The organism is Sphingomonas sp., assembly GCF_024508665.1.
In the GTDB taxonomy this organism is placed as follows: domain Bacteria; phylum Pseudomonadota; class Alphaproteobacteria; order Sphingomonadales; family Sphingomonadaceae; genus Sphingomonas.
The window spans coordinates 181,203-197,055 of record NZ_JANINP010000007.1; the positions used below are offsets into that span (position 1 = coordinate 181,203).

Annotated in this window: 15 protein-coding genes and 1 tRNA gene; 4 read left to right on the forward strand and 12 right to left on the reverse strand. The window is 64.7% G+C overall.

Annotated elements, in window-relative coordinates; translation table 11 throughout:
- Positions 1–21: 21 nt before the first annotated feature.
- On the forward strand, positions 22–1,395 hold the full coding sequence (locus Q0L25_RS15970) for a glutamate--cysteine ligase (RefSeq protein ID WP_296616007.1): 1,374 nt from the start codon (positions 22–24) through the stop codon (positions 1,393–1,395).
- Entirely contained in the window at positions 1,395–1,658 is a 264-nt protein-coding gene (locus tag Q0L25_RS15975) for a hypothetical protein (RefSeq protein WP_296616009.1), read from the forward strand. Before Q0L25_RS15970 ends, Q0L25_RS15975 begins: the two co-directional genes overlap by 1 nt.
- On the opposite strand, the gene Q0L25_RS15980 is transcribed toward Q0L25_RS15975, so the two are convergent.
- Both Q0L25_RS15980 and Q0L25_RS15985 read right to left on the reverse strand, forming a co-directional pair.
- Positions 1,639–2,970 carry an isoprenylcysteine carboxylmethyltransferase family protein gene (locus Q0L25_RS15980; protein WP_296616011.1) on the reverse strand — a complete coding sequence of 444 codons (1,332 nt, stop codon included), beginning with the start codon at positions 2,968–2,970 and terminating at the stop codon, positions 1,639–1,641. The genes Q0L25_RS15975 and Q0L25_RS15980 overlap by 20 nt on opposite strands.
- 104 nt (positions 2,971–3,074) lie before the next feature.
- Positions 3,075–4,478 carry a hypothetical protein gene (locus Q0L25_RS15985; protein ID WP_296616013.1) on the reverse strand — a complete coding sequence of 468 codons (1,404 nt, stop codon included), beginning with the start codon at positions 4,476–4,478 and terminating at the stop codon, positions 3,075–3,077.
- Between the two features lie 245 nt (positions 4,479–4,723).
- On the opposite strand from Q0L25_RS15985, the gene Q0L25_RS15990 reads away from it, so the two are divergent.
- Positions 4,724–4,797 (forward strand) — tRNA-Gly (locus Q0L25_RS15990).
- Positions 4,798–4,934: 137 nt separating this feature from the next.
- On the forward strand, positions 4,935–5,378 hold the full coding sequence (locus Q0L25_RS15995; RefSeq protein ID WP_296616014.1) for a VOC family protein: 444 nt from the start codon (positions 4,935–4,937) through the stop codon (positions 5,376–5,378).
- Positions 5,379–5,400: 22 nt separating this feature from the next.
- Here the strand turns inward: Q0L25_RS15995 and Q0L25_RS16000 are convergent, their stop codons facing one another.
- The 10 genes from Q0L25_RS16000 to Q0L25_RS16045 form a co-directional block, all read right to left on the reverse strand.
- Positions 5,401–7,071, reverse strand: a complete 1,671-nt coding sequence (locus Q0L25_RS16000; protein WP_296616016.1) for a thiamine pyrophosphate-binding protein — start codon at positions 7,069–7,071, stop codon at positions 5,401–5,403.
- Positions 7,068–8,501 (reverse strand): NAD-dependent succinate-semialdehyde dehydrogenase, encoded by a 1,434-nt coding sequence (locus tag Q0L25_RS16005; protein WP_296616018.1) that lies wholly within the window; start codon positions 8,499–8,501, stop codon positions 7,068–7,070. The genes Q0L25_RS16000 and Q0L25_RS16005 overlap by 4 nt, the downstream gene beginning before the upstream one ends.
- 165 nt (positions 8,502–8,666) lie before the next feature.
- A complete protein-coding gene (locus Q0L25_RS16010; RefSeq protein WP_296616019.1) occupies positions 8,667–9,743 on the reverse strand; it encodes an AI-2E family transporter in 1,077 nt (358 codons plus the stop codon).
- Positions 9,740–10,102 carry an adenosylmethionine decarboxylase gene (speD, locus tag Q0L25_RS16015; RefSeq protein ID WP_367184159.1) on the reverse strand — a complete coding sequence of 121 codons (363 nt, stop codon included), beginning with the start codon at positions 10,100–10,102 and terminating at the stop codon, positions 9,740–9,742. Before speD ends, Q0L25_RS16010 begins: the two co-directional genes overlap by 4 nt.
- Positions 10,103–10,110: 8 nt before the next feature.
- Entirely contained in the window at positions 10,111–11,730 is a 1,620-nt protein-coding gene (locus Q0L25_RS16020; RefSeq protein WP_296616021.1) for an FAD-dependent oxidoreductase, read from the reverse strand.
- On the reverse strand, positions 11,730–13,262 hold the full coding sequence (locus tag Q0L25_RS16025; RefSeq protein ID WP_296616023.1) for a polyamine aminopropyltransferase: 1,533 nt from the start codon (positions 13,260–13,262) through the stop codon (positions 11,730–11,732). The genes Q0L25_RS16020 and Q0L25_RS16025 overlap by 1 nt, the downstream gene beginning before the upstream one ends.
- A gap of 140 nt (positions 13,263–13,402) precedes the next feature.
- Positions 13,403–13,612: a DUF350 domain-containing protein gene (locus tag Q0L25_RS16030; protein ID WP_296616024.1), complete on the reverse strand. Its 210-nt coding sequence runs from the start codon at positions 13,610–13,612 to the stop codon at positions 13,403–13,405.
- 15 nt (positions 13,613–13,627) lie between these two features.
- The gene (locus Q0L25_RS16035) at positions 13,628–13,777 is read right to left on the reverse strand and encodes a hypothetical protein (RefSeq protein ID WP_296616026.1); all 150 of its coding nucleotides are present in this window, start codon (positions 13,775–13,777) and stop codon (positions 13,628–13,630) included.
- The gene (locus tag Q0L25_RS16040) at positions 13,777–15,180 is read right to left on the reverse strand and encodes a DUF4178 domain-containing protein (protein WP_296616028.1); all 1,404 of its coding nucleotides are present in this window, start codon (positions 15,178–15,180) and stop codon (positions 13,777–13,779) included. Before Q0L25_RS16040 ends, Q0L25_RS16035 begins: the two co-directional genes overlap by 1 nt.
- Complete coding sequence (locus tag Q0L25_RS16045) at positions 15,177–15,851, reverse strand: DUF4178 domain-containing protein (protein ID WP_296616030.1); 675 nt, start codon at positions 15,849–15,851, stop codon at positions 15,177–15,179. The genes Q0L25_RS16040 and Q0L25_RS16045 overlap by 4 nt, the downstream gene beginning before the upstream one ends.
- Positions 15,852–15,853 lie beyond the last annotated feature (2 nt).

Below are 15,853 nucleotides of genomic sequence, written 5' to 3' on the forward strand. Positions count from 1 at the left end.
TTGCGTAGCTACATGCGCGCCATGACGACGAAGACCGTTACGGACACGAACGCAGCGGTCATCGAAGACCGCCAGCAGCTGATCGATTTTTTCGCAGGGGGAGAGAAGCCGGCGGAGCGCTGGCGGATCGGCACCGAACATGAGAAATTCGTCTATCGCACCGACGATCATCGCGCGCCGTCCTGGGACGAGCCCGGCGGTATCCGCGACCTGCTCAACGGGCTGACCGAGTTCGGCTGGCGGCCGGTCGAGGAGAATGGCAAGATCATCGCGCTGACCGGCAACGATGGATCGGTCAGCCTCGAACCTGCCGGACAGTTCGAGCTTTCGGGCGCCCCGCTCGAAAATCTGCACGAGACCTGCGCCGAAACTGGGCGTCATCTTCAACAGGTCAAGACGATCGGCGACCGGCTGGGACTCGGTTTCCTCGGGATGGGCATGTGGCCGGACAAGGCACGGCAGGACCTGCCGATCATGCCGAAGGGCCGCTACGCGATCATGCTGCGGCACATGCCGCACGTCGGCAGCCTGGGGCTCGACATGATGCTGCGGACCTGCACGATCCAGGTCAATCTGGACTATGCGTCCGAAGCCGACATGGTGAAGAAGTTTCGCGTCGGCCTCGCGCTGCAGCCGCTGGCGACCGCTTTGTTCGCCAATTCGCCGTTCACCGAGGGCAAGCCCAACGGCATGCTGTCGTTCCGCAGCCATATCTGGTCGGACACCGACCCCGCGCGCACCGGCATGCTGCCGTTCGTGTTCGAGGACGGGTTTGGCTACGAGCGCTATGCCGATTACGCGCTCGATGTGCCGATGTACTTCGTCTATCGCGACGGTCAGTATCTCGATGCGGCCGGCCTCAGCTTCCGCGATTTCCTCGACGGCAAGCTCGACATCCTGCCGGGTGAGAAGCCGACGATCGAGGATTGGTCGGATCATTTGTCGACCGCTTTCCCCGAAGTTCGGCTCAAGACCTTCCTCGAAATGCGCGGCGCCGATGGCGGGCCATGGGGGCGGATCTGCGCCTTGCCGGCATTCTGGGTGGGACTGCTCTACGATCAGGGCGCGCTCGACGCGGCATGGGATCTGGTTCGGCATTGGACCATGGCCGAACGCGAGGAATTGCGGAATTCGGTGCCGGCGCTGGCGCTCGATGCGCCGCTGCCGGGCGGCGGAAAGCTGCGCGACATTGCCGGCCAGGTGCTCGACATCGCGCATGCCGGACTGACCGCGCGGGCTCGGACCGATGCCGGCGGGACCAACGAAACCGGGTTCCTCGATCCGCTGCGCGAGGTCGTGCGGTCGGGCAAGGTCCCTGCCCAGGTTCTGCTCGATCGCTATAATGGCGAGTGGAACGGCGACATCTCGAAAATCTATGACGAGATGAGCTTCTGATGGTCCCATCGCGGCTGATCGCTGCGATGGTTTTTGGTGCGGTCGCAATCGCCGGCTTGTTTGGCTCGCTGCTCTATACCGGCCGGATGGCCAAGGTCGTCGGCTCGATCGAGGGCAGACGACTCTTCTATGGACGGCCGGCGGTGTTGACCTGGTCGGACTACGCCCGGCTTTGTCCCGGGGGTCCCTATTGGACCCGGTTATGGCAGGCCAACTGGGCGTTTGTTCTCGGCCTGATCGGCGTCATGCTTTCTCAGGGATAGCGATCTCAGACGCGCCGGACACCGTCTTGCCGGTCAGCCAGCGGAAGAAGCGCGGCACCAGGCCATTGCGCTCCATCCACTGGTAATATTCTTCGTAAGCCGGGTCGGCGCGCAAATGACGCTCCTCGGTCCGCGCGCGCCAATAATAGATGCCGGCGACGATCGCCATGATCGCGGTCGAACGCACCGCGTCGAGCCAGCTGCCGGTGGTCAGGAACGGCACCGTCGCGATCAGCCAGAACAGGTTCTTGGACAGATAAGCGGGGTGGCGCGAAAAGGCATAGGGTCCGTTGGTCAGGATCCCGCGATTGGTCAGGTTGGAAAAGCGGATGCCGAAGGTGACCGTCGCCCAGGCGTAGATCGCGGTGAGCAGCACCAATATTGTGCCGATGCCGACCAGCAGCACCGGGTAATTGGCGAACCAGATCGACCAGCCGGCCTCGCCATAGGTCCCCGGATGATAATCGAGCGGGCCGTTATCGCCCATCAGCACGAAGGGTGGGTAGCAGATCAATGCCGCCATCCAGCCAGCAGCGTAAGGATTGGCGGTACGGATGTGCGAATCGAGCGGGCGCAACGCGAGCAGATAGCCTGCTGTCGCGAACGCGACATCGACCAGGAACATGAAGGTGATCAGCCAATTGGCCAAGGCCACCGGACTGGCCAGCACCCGGCTGAAATCGCCGCGCACGAAATCGCCGAACCCCGGCGGTACGATCGCGAGCATGAAGGCGGTGAAGAACATCTTCACGCCCCAGCTTTTGAGGTGGTTCCAGATCGCTTCCTGGTCGATCGGCTCCTTGAGCCCCATCATCCAGGCGCCCAAGGCCCAACACCCGTCCTTCGGCTCGACCATGTGGCGATCAAGCCACAAGGTGTAGGGGATCGAGGCGACGAACAGGACCGGCGCAGCCCACATCAGGCACCACATCGAGAATTGGAAATTGCCTTCCCAATAGAAGCGTCCGACCGCGTAGAGGCAGGCGATACCGGCCCAGGTCAGCCACAGTCCGGCCAGCTTGGTGATCGAGATGTCGAGCGTATCGCGCCAGGGCTTGGGATTGGACCAATCAATCCCGGTAGAAGGATTGCGGTGCACCTTGTCGACGAACACGGACCACAACACCATCGGCAGTCCTGTCGCCGCGACATTGGCCAGCGCGGCATAGGGACCGTCCATCCCGAACCAGCGCGCGATCGCGATCCACGTAAACAGCCCGGCCAGCCCGGATATGCCGGTCCCGGTGGACACGGCGGACTTGGGGCGCGGATCGGCCTTGGCGGCCGTGCCCAATGCTGGGTCGTGATACATGCGCGCGGGGATACGCGCGAAATGGTAAGCAACCCGTGAAGGATGTTGGACCGCAAGCAGCTAAAGCACGCACATCATTTGCAAAGCAGGCGCCTTGTACAAACCTATGTGATCGGTTTTGGCCAAGGTCCGTTCCAGCATTGCTTGGGATCGCGAGGCCGAACCATTGCTGGCTCGTTTGGCCTGATCCAGACCGGCAACCTTGAGAGAGATGCTACATAATCGGTAGCGCCGCCAGGTACGACGCCGAGATAGCTGCACAGCGGCGCGGGGGACCGAGGAAAGAGGATTGCGCGGCCGATCTCCGTGGCCGGCGTTGCCAGGCCGATCAGGAAGGCGCCAAGCACGATCCTGCGGCCACGTCGGCCAGAGGTGTCAGGAGGCGTGCTGAGCAGGTCGGCGATCAGCACGGAAAGAATGGCCAGTGCGGGTATCGAAACGCGCATCACGAAGTCGATCCCTCTGCCCACCTTCCCGAGCGGTGCGAGCAGCAGGATGATCGCGACGATCGCGAACGTCGCTCGGCCAAATCGGTCGGTTCTCGCCGCGAGTTTGAGCCCGACGAGGAACGGCACGATCTCCAAAAGCTCGATCGCGAGATATTGAGGAATCACGGGCGGCTCGAAATGTGCACCGACCGTGTCCGCCGCAGCCGTGAGATAGGCGAGCGAAGGGAGGGAGAGCAGGACGGCGAGCGCCGGTGAGGCGAGTTCCCGGACGTGCACTTCACGGCGCAAGACGACGCTCACCGCAGCGTGTGCGGCAAAGGGGAGCAGGCCCATGAAAGCAAGCGGCGACAACAGCGCCGACAGGGGGACGACGCAGAACAGCAGCGCCGCCGGTGCCTTATCGTCGCGCCACAACAGATAGCACAATGCCCCGATCCAGCCCGCCAAAGAGTGTTGGGGCACCCAGAACGCCTGGGTAATATGGGAGGAGAATTGGTAGATACTCCATTGTTCGATATGGCTGTAGATCGGGTATCCGGTGAGCAGCGCGCCGATAACGTCCATGCCGCTGAAACCAAGGAACACGCCCAGCGCGATGAGGCGCGCGCGTGTGCCGGTGAACAGGGTCGAACCGAGCGCCAGCACGGCCGTCAGCAGCAGGGTGTTTTGCAGCAACTCCGCGATCTCGGCGGCCGGGAAGCCATAAAGTTTGCCGATCCAGGCCGGGATCAAATACATGCCCAATGGCAGGCGCAGGATCTTCGGATCGGCTCCGTCATAAACGACGGGCCAAGGATAGTTGACGAGATCGCGCAGCACCGCGCCACGCACCTGCCAATCCACATTGGCGTAGAACAGCCGCCCTTCGCCGCCCAGGATGTAGACGACCAGCGAGACGGCGAAGCAAATACCCAGGAGCTTCCACGGCAATCTTGCGCTTGTCGCGGCGGTGCGTCGCGTCAGCGGCCAGAAGGCCACGGGCAAGGCGACCAGCGCCGACACGACGAGTATCGGCGGGACAAGGCCAAGGAAATGCCAGAGCATGACCTGGTCGAACACCAGGAACGAGACCAGCGCAGATGCGAGCGTGGCAGGGCGAATGCCGTACCCGACGATCGCTGGATCATCGCGCGCGTGAAGCGCCGGCCCGGGGGCAAGAGCGGAGCGTCCCTTATGGTCCATACGGCTTAGTGCGGGGGTTTGGTGAACGATCCGTTAAGTATGAATGGTTGAGGCCTTCCAGGGCGCCTGACCCTTGCGCCTCGCCGATCGTCGCGCTAACCGGTGCGCCGCACCAGCCGGATGCGGGTATAGCACAATGGTAGTGCAGCAGCCTTCCAAGCTGAATACACGGGTTCGATTCCCGTTACCCGCTCCAACCTCCTCGTCGACGATCGAACCCCTTCTGCTGACGCCGGCCTTTTGCCGAGCGGAGCACAGTCGGCCATTCACGGGATAGGCCGATAAGGGTCCGGTGAAATACGAACAGCCGAGGGTGCGCCGCATCGTTCATGAATGGGGAGCGCGACGGGCCGTGCGTCCAATTGGCTCGATCTCGGCGAGGAGGGCAAGATGATCGACCATATCGGCATCGGGGCGAGCGATTTCGAAGCGTCCAAGCGCTTTTACGACGCGGCGTTGGCGACCCTGGATTTCGGCATGATCATGGAAGTCCTTTCGGAAGAAAGCGGCGGCTATCACGGCATCGGCTATGGCAAGGACGGCAAGCCGTTCTTCTGGCTCGGCGATGACGGGCCCCGCGGTACCGGCATCCATGTCGCTTTTTCAGCGGCTTCGCGATCGCAGGTCGACGCCTTTTATGCCGCGGCGCTTGGCGCCGGCGGCAAGGACAATGGCGCACCCGGACTCCGTCCGCATTATCACCCCAATTATTATGCCGCGTTCGTCATCGATCCCGATGGCTTGAATGTCGAAGCTGTGTGTCACGCGCCCGCGTGACGTTCCGACGCGCCGGCCGCCGCTAGCCCTTTTTCTCCGCCGCCGCCCTTAGCCCGTCCAGCGTCGCGGTGGGGGTGATCGCCTGGCTGTCGAGATGGCAATGCAGGATCGCGGGCTTGCCGCTGGCGAGTGCGCGTTCGAAGGCGGGCGCGAATTCGGCGGTCGTCGTCACCGTCTCGCCATGCCCGCCATAGGCGCGGGCAAGGGCGGCGAAGTCCGGATTGGTGAGGTCGGTTGCCGATATCCGGCCGGGGAAGGTACGCTCCTGATGCATGCGGATCGTGCCGTAAATGCCATTGTCGATCAGCACGACGATCAGCGGAATGCCGTGATGGACGGCGGTCGCGAATTCCTGGCCGTTCATCAGGAAGTCGCCGTCGCCGGCGATGGTCAGCGCGATGCTGTCGGGCTTTTGCCGCTTGGCCATTACGCCGGCGGGCAGGCCATAGCCCATCGATCCGCTGGTCGGCGCCAGCTGGGTGCCGAAATCGCGGAAGCGATAATAGCGATGGATCCAGCTCGCGAAATTGCCCGCGCCGTTGCAGATCGTCGCGTCGGGCGGCAGCCGGTCGCGCAGCCACGTCATGACGTCGCCATATTGGAAGTCGCCGGGCACCGGCGGTGGGGTATCGGACCAGGTGAGGTAATCGGCGCGTGCCGCCTCGCGATTGGTGGACCAGCTCGGGTCTGCCTCGATACCATCGAGCGCGGCGAAGAAGGCTGGCGGGGTGGCGTTGATCGCCAGCACCGGCTGGTAGACGCGGCCGAGTTCCAGCGGATCGGGATGGACGTGGACGAGCTGCTGCCCCGACGCAGGAATGCCAAGCAACGTATAGGATTGGGAGGCGATTTCCGACATCCGCCCACCGATCAGCAGAACCAGATCGGCGGCCTTGATGCGCTCGATCAGCTTGGGATTGGGCGCGAGACCGAGGTCGCCGATGAAATGCTCGTCGGTCGCGGGGAAGAGCGGCGCACGACGGAATTGCGCGGCGACGGGCAAATCGAAGCGATGCGCGAAATCGACCATCGCGTCACGCGCCTCTGGCGTCCAGCGCGAGCCCCCCACGATCGCGACAGGGTTTTTTGCGGTCGCGAGCAATTCGCCGAGCCGGTCGATGTCGGCGGGCGCCGGGGCGGTTTCCACCGGATCCACGCGCGGGGCGTCGGCCACGTCCGCCATCTCGTCGAGCATGTCCTCGGGGAGCGCGATGACCACCGGGCCGGGGCGTCCCTGCATCGCGATGCGGAAGGCGCGGGCGATGATCTCCGGAATGCGCGCGGCGTCGTCGATCTCGACTACCCATTTCGCCAGCGCGCCGAACGTGGCGCGATAGTCGAGTTCCTGGAACGCTTCGCGATCGCGCATGCCGCGCTCGATCTGGCCGACGAACAAGATCATCGGGGTCGAATCCTGCATTGCGATATGCAGGCCGGGGCTGGCGTTGGTCGCCCCCGGTCCGCGCGTCACGAAGCAGATGCCGGGCCGGCCGGTCAGCTTGCCATAGGCTTCGGCCATCATCGCGGCGCCACCCTCGGCGCGGCAGGTCAGCAGGTCGATGCCCGACCCGATCAGCGCGTCGAGCACCGACAGATAGCTCTCACCCGGCACGCAGGTCGCACGGTCGACGCCCTGCGCCGCCAGTTGATCGACGAGGATGCGTGCGGCTGTCCGCCCCGAGGTCTGAGTCATGCGATGTGCACCGCCTTGGTGGTCAGATGCGCCATGATTCCCTCCGGACCATCCTCCGAGCCGAAGCCCGATTCCTTCATCCCGCCGAACGGCGCGTCGGGCCATGTCATACGGACCTGATTGATCGCGACCATCCCGGCCTCGACCGTTTCGGCCAACAGATTCTGACGACGCCCGCTCTCGGTGAAGCAATAGGCCGCGAGCCCGAACGGCAGGCGATTGGCCTCGGCGATGGCGTCCTCGACTGTGCCGAACGCGCGGATCAGCGCGAGCGGGCCGAACGGTTCGTCGTTCATCGCTTTCGCTTCGAGTGGAATGTCGGCGATCACCGTCGGCTGGAAGAAGAAGCCGCCATCCTTCGCCTCGCGCTCACCGCCAGCCAGCACCCGCGCGCCGCTGGCGCGGGCGTCCTCGACCAGTGCGGCGATCGTGTCGGGACGGCGCGGATTGGCGAGTGGCCCCATCTGGGTGGCGGCATCCAGGCCGCTGCCGATCTGCATGCGCTTGGTGCGCTCGGCGAACCCCTCGACGAACTTCTCGTAGATCGGTTCCTGGACGTGGAAGCGGGTCGGCGCGACGCAGACCTGCCCGGCATTACGAAACTTGTGCGTGACAAGAATATCGAGCGTCTTTTCGAGATCGCAATCGTCGAACACCAGCACTGGTGAGTGACCGCCCAATTCCATCGTCATTCGCATGACGCTGTCCGAGGCGAGCTTCATCAGATGCTTGCCGACCGGTACCGAACCGGTGAAGCTCAATTTGCGCGTGACCGGCGAGGCCAGCAGGTGGCGCGACACTTGGTCGGGTACGCCGAACACGATCTGCGCGACATTGCCGGGCAGGCCCGCGTCCTGGAAGCAGCGCATGATCTCGACCGCCGAGCCCGGCGTTTCCTCGCTCGGCTTGAGGATGATCGAGCAGCCCGCGGCGACCGCCGGTGCGATCTTGCGCACGACGTTCAAGGCGGGAAAGTTCCAGGCGCAGAAGGCGGCGACCGGACCGACCGGGTGGTGCAGCACCATCGACCGCATACCCGGCGCGCGCATGAGCACGCGGCCATAAACGCGCACCGCTTCGCCGGCATGGAATTCGAGCATCGCCGCGGCGGCCATGACTTCGCCCTTGGCCTCGGCGACCGGCTTGCCTTCCTCCATCGTCGCGATGCGCGCGATCGTATCGGCACGTTCGCGGACCAGGGCGGCGGTCTTGTTGAGCACCGCGGCCCGCTGCTCGGGCGTGACCGCACGCCATGCCTCGAACCCCTTTTGCGCGGCGGCGAGCGCCCGGTCGAGATCGGCGGCACTGGCCAGCGGCAGATCGGCTTGGCCCGCACCCGTTGCCGGGTTGAGCACGGAGTGTACGTCGCGGCCGTCCCCGGTCAGCCACTCGCCATCGATATAGAGGCCGAGTTTGGCGGAATAGGTCATGGGGGACTCCTGAAGGCGGGGGATTTGCCGCCCATCTAGGGTTCCGATCCGTTCGGGGCAATCGTTCCTCCCCGTTTACGGGGAGGGGGACCGCTCGCCGAAGGTGAGGGGTGGAGGGGCGCTGCTAAACGCGATCCCCTTGCCGCACGGCCCCTCCACCATCCGCTAACGCGAATGGTCCCCCTCCCCGCTAGCGGGGAGGATGTCCTCGACCAGCTCGCGCCACAGCATGACCAGCACCGCCATCGTCGCCGGACCGACGAACAGGCCGAGTAGTCCCAAAGTCTCGACGCCGCCAAGAATGCCGACCAACGCCCAGAAGAATGGCAGGCGCGTCGCGCTGCCGATCAAGGCGGGGCGGACGAAATGGCCGGCGACGAACTCGGCGGCGAAGCCGATCGCTACTACCGCGATCGCGGCGCCTGGCGATCCTTGGCCCAGCAGCAGCAAGGCGGCGATGCCGAAAGCGACCGGTGCGCCGAACGGGATCATCGCGGCGATCGCGGTGACCGCGCCGAGCAGAATGGGGTGGGGCACGCCGAGGAAGAAATAGACGATGGTCATGACCACGCCGAAGCCGAACCCGACCAGGACCAGGCCGTCGATCGTCCCGCGCACCGATGCCAAGGCCTGCTGGCCCATCCGTTCGCCTTGGGGGCCGAGCAGCTTCGCGCTAGCGGTACGGAACTGCGCTGCCAATGCGTCGCGGTCGCGGATCAGAAAGAACAGGGCGATCAGGGTGAAGCCGAATACCACGGCGCGATGGACCAACCCGAAACCGAGCAGCCGCGCCTGCGCGCCGAGGAGGCTGTGGCTGAGGGTCTCGAAATGATGATGGGCGGCCGCCGGATCGGACAGGTTGGTGCGCCACCAATCGGTCGCCTCGGCGCTGAACGGGAGGTTGGCGAGCCAGCCGGGCGGCGGCACGCCATATTGCTGCGCTTCCTTCACCCAGATCGCGACGTCATGCGCCTCGCGCGCCGCCTGCGCGATGCCGATCGCGATCGGCGCCAGCACGATCAGGGCAAAGCCCAAGGTGAAAGCAGCCGCGACCAGATTGGGCCGGGGGAAACGCCGTTCGGCGCGTTGGACGAGCGGATCGACCGCGACGGCGATGACCACCGCCCAGACCAGGACGGGCAGGAAGGCGTGAATGACCCACAGGCCGAGCAGCCCGAGCAGGAGAATCAGCGTAAGACGCGCCGCCGATTGGCGCTTGGGCGGTAAGGGCGTGCCGGTCATTCGGCGGTGGCCTCCAGGCTGAAGCCGCGAGCGAAGCGGCGCTGTTCTATCCGTCCGGCGTCAAGCATATTGGCTAGCGCCGCCAGCGCGGCGTCGAGATCGTGGCGGCGTCCGCAAAGGAACATGTCGACCGCGGCGTATCCGCGCTCGGGCCAGGAATGGATCGAGATATGCGATTCGGCGAGCAAGGCGATTCCGGTTACGCCCTGGCCGTCGCCGAAGCCGTGAACCTTCAGGTCGAGCAGAGTCGCATCGGCCGCAGTCACCGCTGCACGCAACGCCGCTTCGATCCGCGCTTCATCGTCGAGATGATCGCAGTCGAACAGGTCGGCCAGAAGATGCGTCCCGCTGAAATCCACGATCCTGTCTACGTCAGCACTGACCGATAGGGAATGGAGAGATGCGTCATCGCGTCCTCCGCCGCGCGGATGCCGCGATATTGCGCTTCCTCGAACAGCGACAGGCCGCTCAGGTCCGAATGCGCGAAGAACAATGGCGGGCGCGGAGCGGCTGCGGCTTCGCGGCGGCCGTCCCAGAAATAGCCGGGCATCGGCCGGATCATCGCGTGGCCCCAGCGCCAGACGTCGATCCGCCGGATCGCGCCTTTCAGGTCGGGATTGGTGCGGAACAGGTCGTCGCGCACCATGTCCTGCCAATACGTGAGGGGGCGGTCGAGTAACTCGCGGCGTGCGTCAGCGGGCGCCATGTCGGATAAAGGCAGGTACCAGCTCAGCACCGTCGCGCGCGGCACGCGATCGAGCGATTGATGCGTGTCGACGACATAACCGAGCGAGCGGCTGGTCCAGGACACATTGTCCCAGGCGACCTCGAACCCCGGCCCTGCCGGCATGCGGTCGACGGTGACGGCGGCGACCACCCAGGGCGCATAGTCGAACCCAGTTGCGGGCGGCGCATCTTTGGTCAGCCGCGCGCTGACGAAATGGGGCGTCGCCAGCACGACCGCCTCGGCCTCGACGCGGAGGCCGCGGCCGCTCGCGACGTCGAGCGCGTCCACTTGCACGCCGGTGCCGGCGCGGACGACGCGATGGATGATCCGCCCGCAATCGAGATGATCCTTCAATCGCGCCGCCATCCGGCCGACGAGATGGCCGTTACCCTCGGGCCAGGTCAGCATCGTGTCGGGATCGGCATTGGCGGCATGGCCGCGGCGGCTGGCGAAATAATGCACGCCGGCCCAGGCCGACACTTGGTCGGGCTCGGTGCCGTAATCGTCGCGGCAGGCGTAGCGGACGTGCGCGCGCAATATCGGTGATTTCCACCCATGCTGGTCGAGCCATTGGGTAAAACTCAGCTGGTCGAGCGCGAGCAGATCGGGATCGCGCGAACTCAATTCCATCGGAATCGCGAAAGCGGGTCGTCCCTGGGCGTCGCGGCGTTCCTGATAGGCCTTCATCGCGGCGAAGAACGCCTTGAGGTCATGGACGTCGGCCTCGCTCAGCCCCTTTTGCGGCACCAGCCCTTCCTGCCATTTGCCGAGATAAAGCAGGCGCTCCTCGGGATCGGAGACGAGCTGATAGGGATCGTAGACGGGCTTGCCGTCCTGCCAGCCGGTGATGATGCCGAGTTGCTCGAGCAAATGGATGACGCCCTTCGCCTCGGCATTGGGCAGCGGGAGATAATGTGCGCCGAGCGGATAGGCAGAGACGCTGTTGCGCCCGCTGCGCGCATTGCCGCCGGTGCGGTCCTCAAGTTCGAGCAGGCGGAAATCCTGAATCCCGGCATCGGCCAATGTCCAAGCCGCGGCGAGCCCGGCGACGCCGCCGCCGACGATCGCGACCTTTGTTCGCACGGTCTCGCTCGGTTCAGGGAATTTGCCGCCGCGCAGTCGGTGCCCACGGCGGAAATCGGCACCACTCAATGTACCGGGAATAGTGTCGTCACCTGGAGCTAGAGCGACCGCACCCGCGCCAAGAGCCGCAGCACCGGCGACCGACCCGGCAATCACATTGCGGCGAGACCAGCTCATCAGCCCTCGAACACCGACCATTCGGCGTCGAACTCGCGGACCAAAGCCTGGTTGTCGAGCCGGTTCACCGGGGTCGGGCGCCGCGCCATGTCGGGCGGGAAGAAGAAAGCCAGGGTGTCGACGCGTGGCGTCAGGAAGCGCAGTCCCGCGGGCAAGGCGCCGGGCGCGCCGATCGGGCCGTTCGAGGCGAGGACGAAGCCCCATTCGCCGAAGCTCGGCACATAGACATGATAGCCGCGCGTGGTGAGCCCGGCCGCTTCCAGCGTGGTGGCGACGGTCCAATAGGCCTTCGGCGCGACCAGCGGCGAGGTGCTCTGGACGCTGAGCATCGCGCCTGGGTTCAGCGCGCGCGCGAGTTCGCGATAGAAGCTCACCGTGTAGAGCTTGCCGATCGCGAAATTGGTCGGGTCGGGGAAGTCGACTAGCACCGCATCGAATTTGCGCTGGTTGGCCCGCAGCCAGCTGAAGGCGTCGGCGGTGACGACATGGACCTTGGGCGACAGCAACGACCCGTGGTTGAGCGTCACCAGCATCGAACTCTTGCGGAAGAGCGCCGTCATCGCCGGGTCGAGATCGACCAGTGTCACCGATCGTACGGTCGGATATTTGAGGATCTCGCGCACCGCGAGCCCATCGCCGCCGCCCAGCACCAGCACGTCGCGCGGGCTGGCAACGCGGCTCAACACGGGATGCACCAGCGATTCGTGATAGCGATATTCGTCGCGCGACGAGAATTGCAGATTGCCGTTGAGGAACAGCCGCAGATCCTCGTTGCGCTTGGTGATCACGATCCGCTGGTACGGCGTCGCATCGGCGTAGATGATCGGGTCGCCATAGGCCGCGACTTCGGCGGTGCGCTCGATCTTTTCCGATGCGACGAAGCCTGCTGCGAGCACGATCGCGACCAGAATCGCGACGAGCAATTCGATCGTCATCCGGCGCCGCTGCGGCAGCATCAGGATCACCGCGATCGCGACGCCGACGTTGAACAAGCCGAACAAAAAGCCGGTACGGATCAGGCCGAGATGGGGCACGAGCAGCAGCGGAAACAGCAACGAAGCGGCAAGCGCCCCGACATAGTCGAACGTTAGCACTTTCGAGACCAGGTCGCTGAACTCGAGCCGATCCTTGAGGATGCGCATCAGCAACGGAATTTCGAGCCCGACGAGGAAACCGATCGCGAGCACCAGACCATAGAGAGGCAGGCGGAAATCCTGGACGCGGTCGAATAGCAGGAAGAGTAACGCCGCCGAACAGCCGCCGATCGCGGCGATCAGCACCTCGACCCGAACGAACGTCACGAGCTCATTCTTGCGGACATAGCGCGAGCACCACGAGCCCATACCCATGGCAAATAGATAAATGCCGATGATGATCGAGAATTGGGTGACGCTGTCGCCGAGCAGATAGCTCGCGAGCGTGCCGGCGAGCAGTTCGTAGATCAGCCCGCAGGTGGCGACGACGAATGCGGAGGCCAGCAGCAGCGCGCCGGTGCGGGAAGGGCGGGTGAAGCTGCCCTGTTGCTCCGTCATACGGGCCTAGCCGTCATGCCGGACTTGTTCCGGCATCCAAAGTGCAACAACGGCTGAATTCCCTTGTGGAGGGTTGGACCCCGGAACAAGTCCGGGGTGACGAAGTGCTTTGATCGGCTGGGAAGTCTCAACCCAGCCGTTCACCCATGGATCGCGGCGGCGATGATCATCGCGACGGAAATCGCGATCGATCCGGTGAAAATCGCCAGCGCGACATTCTTCTCGCGGCAGATCTCGCCCCACATGTCGACCGGACTGATCTTGTCCCACAGCCAGAAGCCGCCGATGAAAATGACCAGGCCGATGCCGGTATAGACCAGGGTAGTGACGAGAATAGGAATGGAGATCATCGTCCGATCCTTTCGTTATTTGTGGGTGGGGCCGTAGGAGCCGAACATCATCGGCCCGCGCGCGCCCGCGGTGGCGAAGGGCGAATAGCCGTCGCGGGTCGCCATCATCCCGAGCAGGACGACACCAAGGCAGTAGAGCCCATAGATCGCGATATGACGGTTCATCAGTCGTCGTCCCCCCAGCTGTCGTCATTGTCGTCGCTGCTCCCGCCACTTCCGCTGACGGGCGCCATGCGGCGCTTCTCGAATCCGATATGCTTGAACAGGACGATCAGCGGCCAGACGGCGATCAGCAGGAAGGCGAGCACGATGTTGCCGCCGAAAATGCCGCCGCGCTTGATCGTGACGGTGACCGGAATCGATTGCGAGAACTGCGATGCACTGCTCCAGCCGTTCGAAAAACTGTTCGGCATGAACGTGCTGCTCGCGCTGCTCGAACCGCCGTTCCATCGATGCGCAGAGAGCGTCACGATCAGGTCGTAGCGGCCGCCCGGAATGCTCGACAGGCTGACTTCGGGGCGTGGGTCCCCTTCACTCCAGGGTCCGTCGCTATCGCTCCCCGAATAATGTTCGGCCAGGCCGTAGCTCTCGACGCTGTCCTGCGTCTTCTCGTCGGTCAGCGAATAATCCAAATCCACCCAGGCATTGTCGATCGCGCCGGCATCGGCGTCGACCACGATCCGCGAGCGCGCGTTGGGCAGGTCGAGCCCGCGAATCACCACGGTTTTCTCCGGCCCGTCGAGCACGACGTCGGTCGAGGTCTGGCCGATCTGCTGCTCGCTGCCGGCGAAAGTCGAGATGACCAGCAGCGCGAACAGGGCGACGATGCCGATGATCAGTGCTTCGCTCAACTGGCGCTTATAGGGCGACGGTTCGTGCGGCGCAGGATGGCTGTATTCACGGCGCCGTGCTGGGATGCCGAACGCCTTTTCGGCAACACCCCAGTCAAGCAGGTCGAGCTTGGTCCAGGTGCGCTCGGTCTGATAGACTTCGCACGACAGCATCGTGCCCGGGCGGACAAAGTCGGTTTCGTCGACGGTCTCGCCGACCGCGACGCGCCAGTAGAATTCGCCAACCACGAACGTAACGCGGACCGGATAGGTCTGACCGAACCGAGAGTAGCCCTTGCCGTCGAGTAGAGCACTGCCCCAACTCGACTGGGGCAGGCGGTCGAGCATGATGCCCAGGCTGAGGCGGCGGCCGTCGTCGACCAGGAAGGCATAGCCTTCATAGGGGTTGAACAGCAGATATTCGGCCCAGACGATCTCCTCGTCGGTGCGCTCCATATAACCGACGACTTCCCACACGCGGCCGTCCAACGTGCCGCGGGTGCCGAGCGGGATTTGCGGCGTCTTGAGCGCCTCGTTGGCGCGCGCGATGACCTGGAGGTCGGGGCTGGTCGCGTCGAGAGTCGATCCGCAATGCTCGCACAGTATGCTGACGGTCAGGCCCTGGGCGCGGACGTTGACGATCCCGCCGCAATTGGGACAGCTCAGCGCGTGCACGGTCGACGCCGGGGCGGGTGGCGGCGCGGGCGGCGCGGGCGGCGCGATCGGCGCGTCGGTCATGCGCGGAATTCCGGCATCGGCCAGCCCTCGAACGATCGCAGACCGGTGGCGTGAAGCTCGGCGAGCGACATATAGCGGCCGGTATAGACCTCGACCTCGCCGTCTTTGTCCTTCTGGACGCTGGCGCATTCGCCGTCATGGCCGTTGAGGTCGATGCTGGTCGCCATGAGCCCAAGCGGGGCGGAGAAGGGCAATTCGCCTTCGCTCGCGACCACGGTCACGTCCTTGGCGTCGGACACCCAATAATCGACGCCATCGATCGTCGCCTCGGTGCCCGGCGCCACCGGTTGCCCATCGCGCAATTGCCGGACGATCGTGGTGCGCATCCCCGAATGCTCGATCGGTCGCAGCATCATGTAACGCCCCATCGATTCGCCGACCCAGCCGGTCGAGCCGTCATCGAACAGTGCGAGCCATTCATTCCAGGCGCCGTCGGCATAGCGCCAACGAACGCGGCCGATCAGCTCGAAACCCTGTGCCCCGTCGCGGCCGCGCACGCCCAATTGCAGCGGACTGACGTCGTCGGGCACCTCGGCGATCTTGCCGATCGCCTGGAGGTTACCGCCGGTCCGCAACACCGATGAGCGGCAATAGTCGCACACCTTCACCGGAAGGTCGTTCGACCTGAACCGGATCGGGGCACCGCAATTGGGGCAGGTCGCGTCGAGCATCG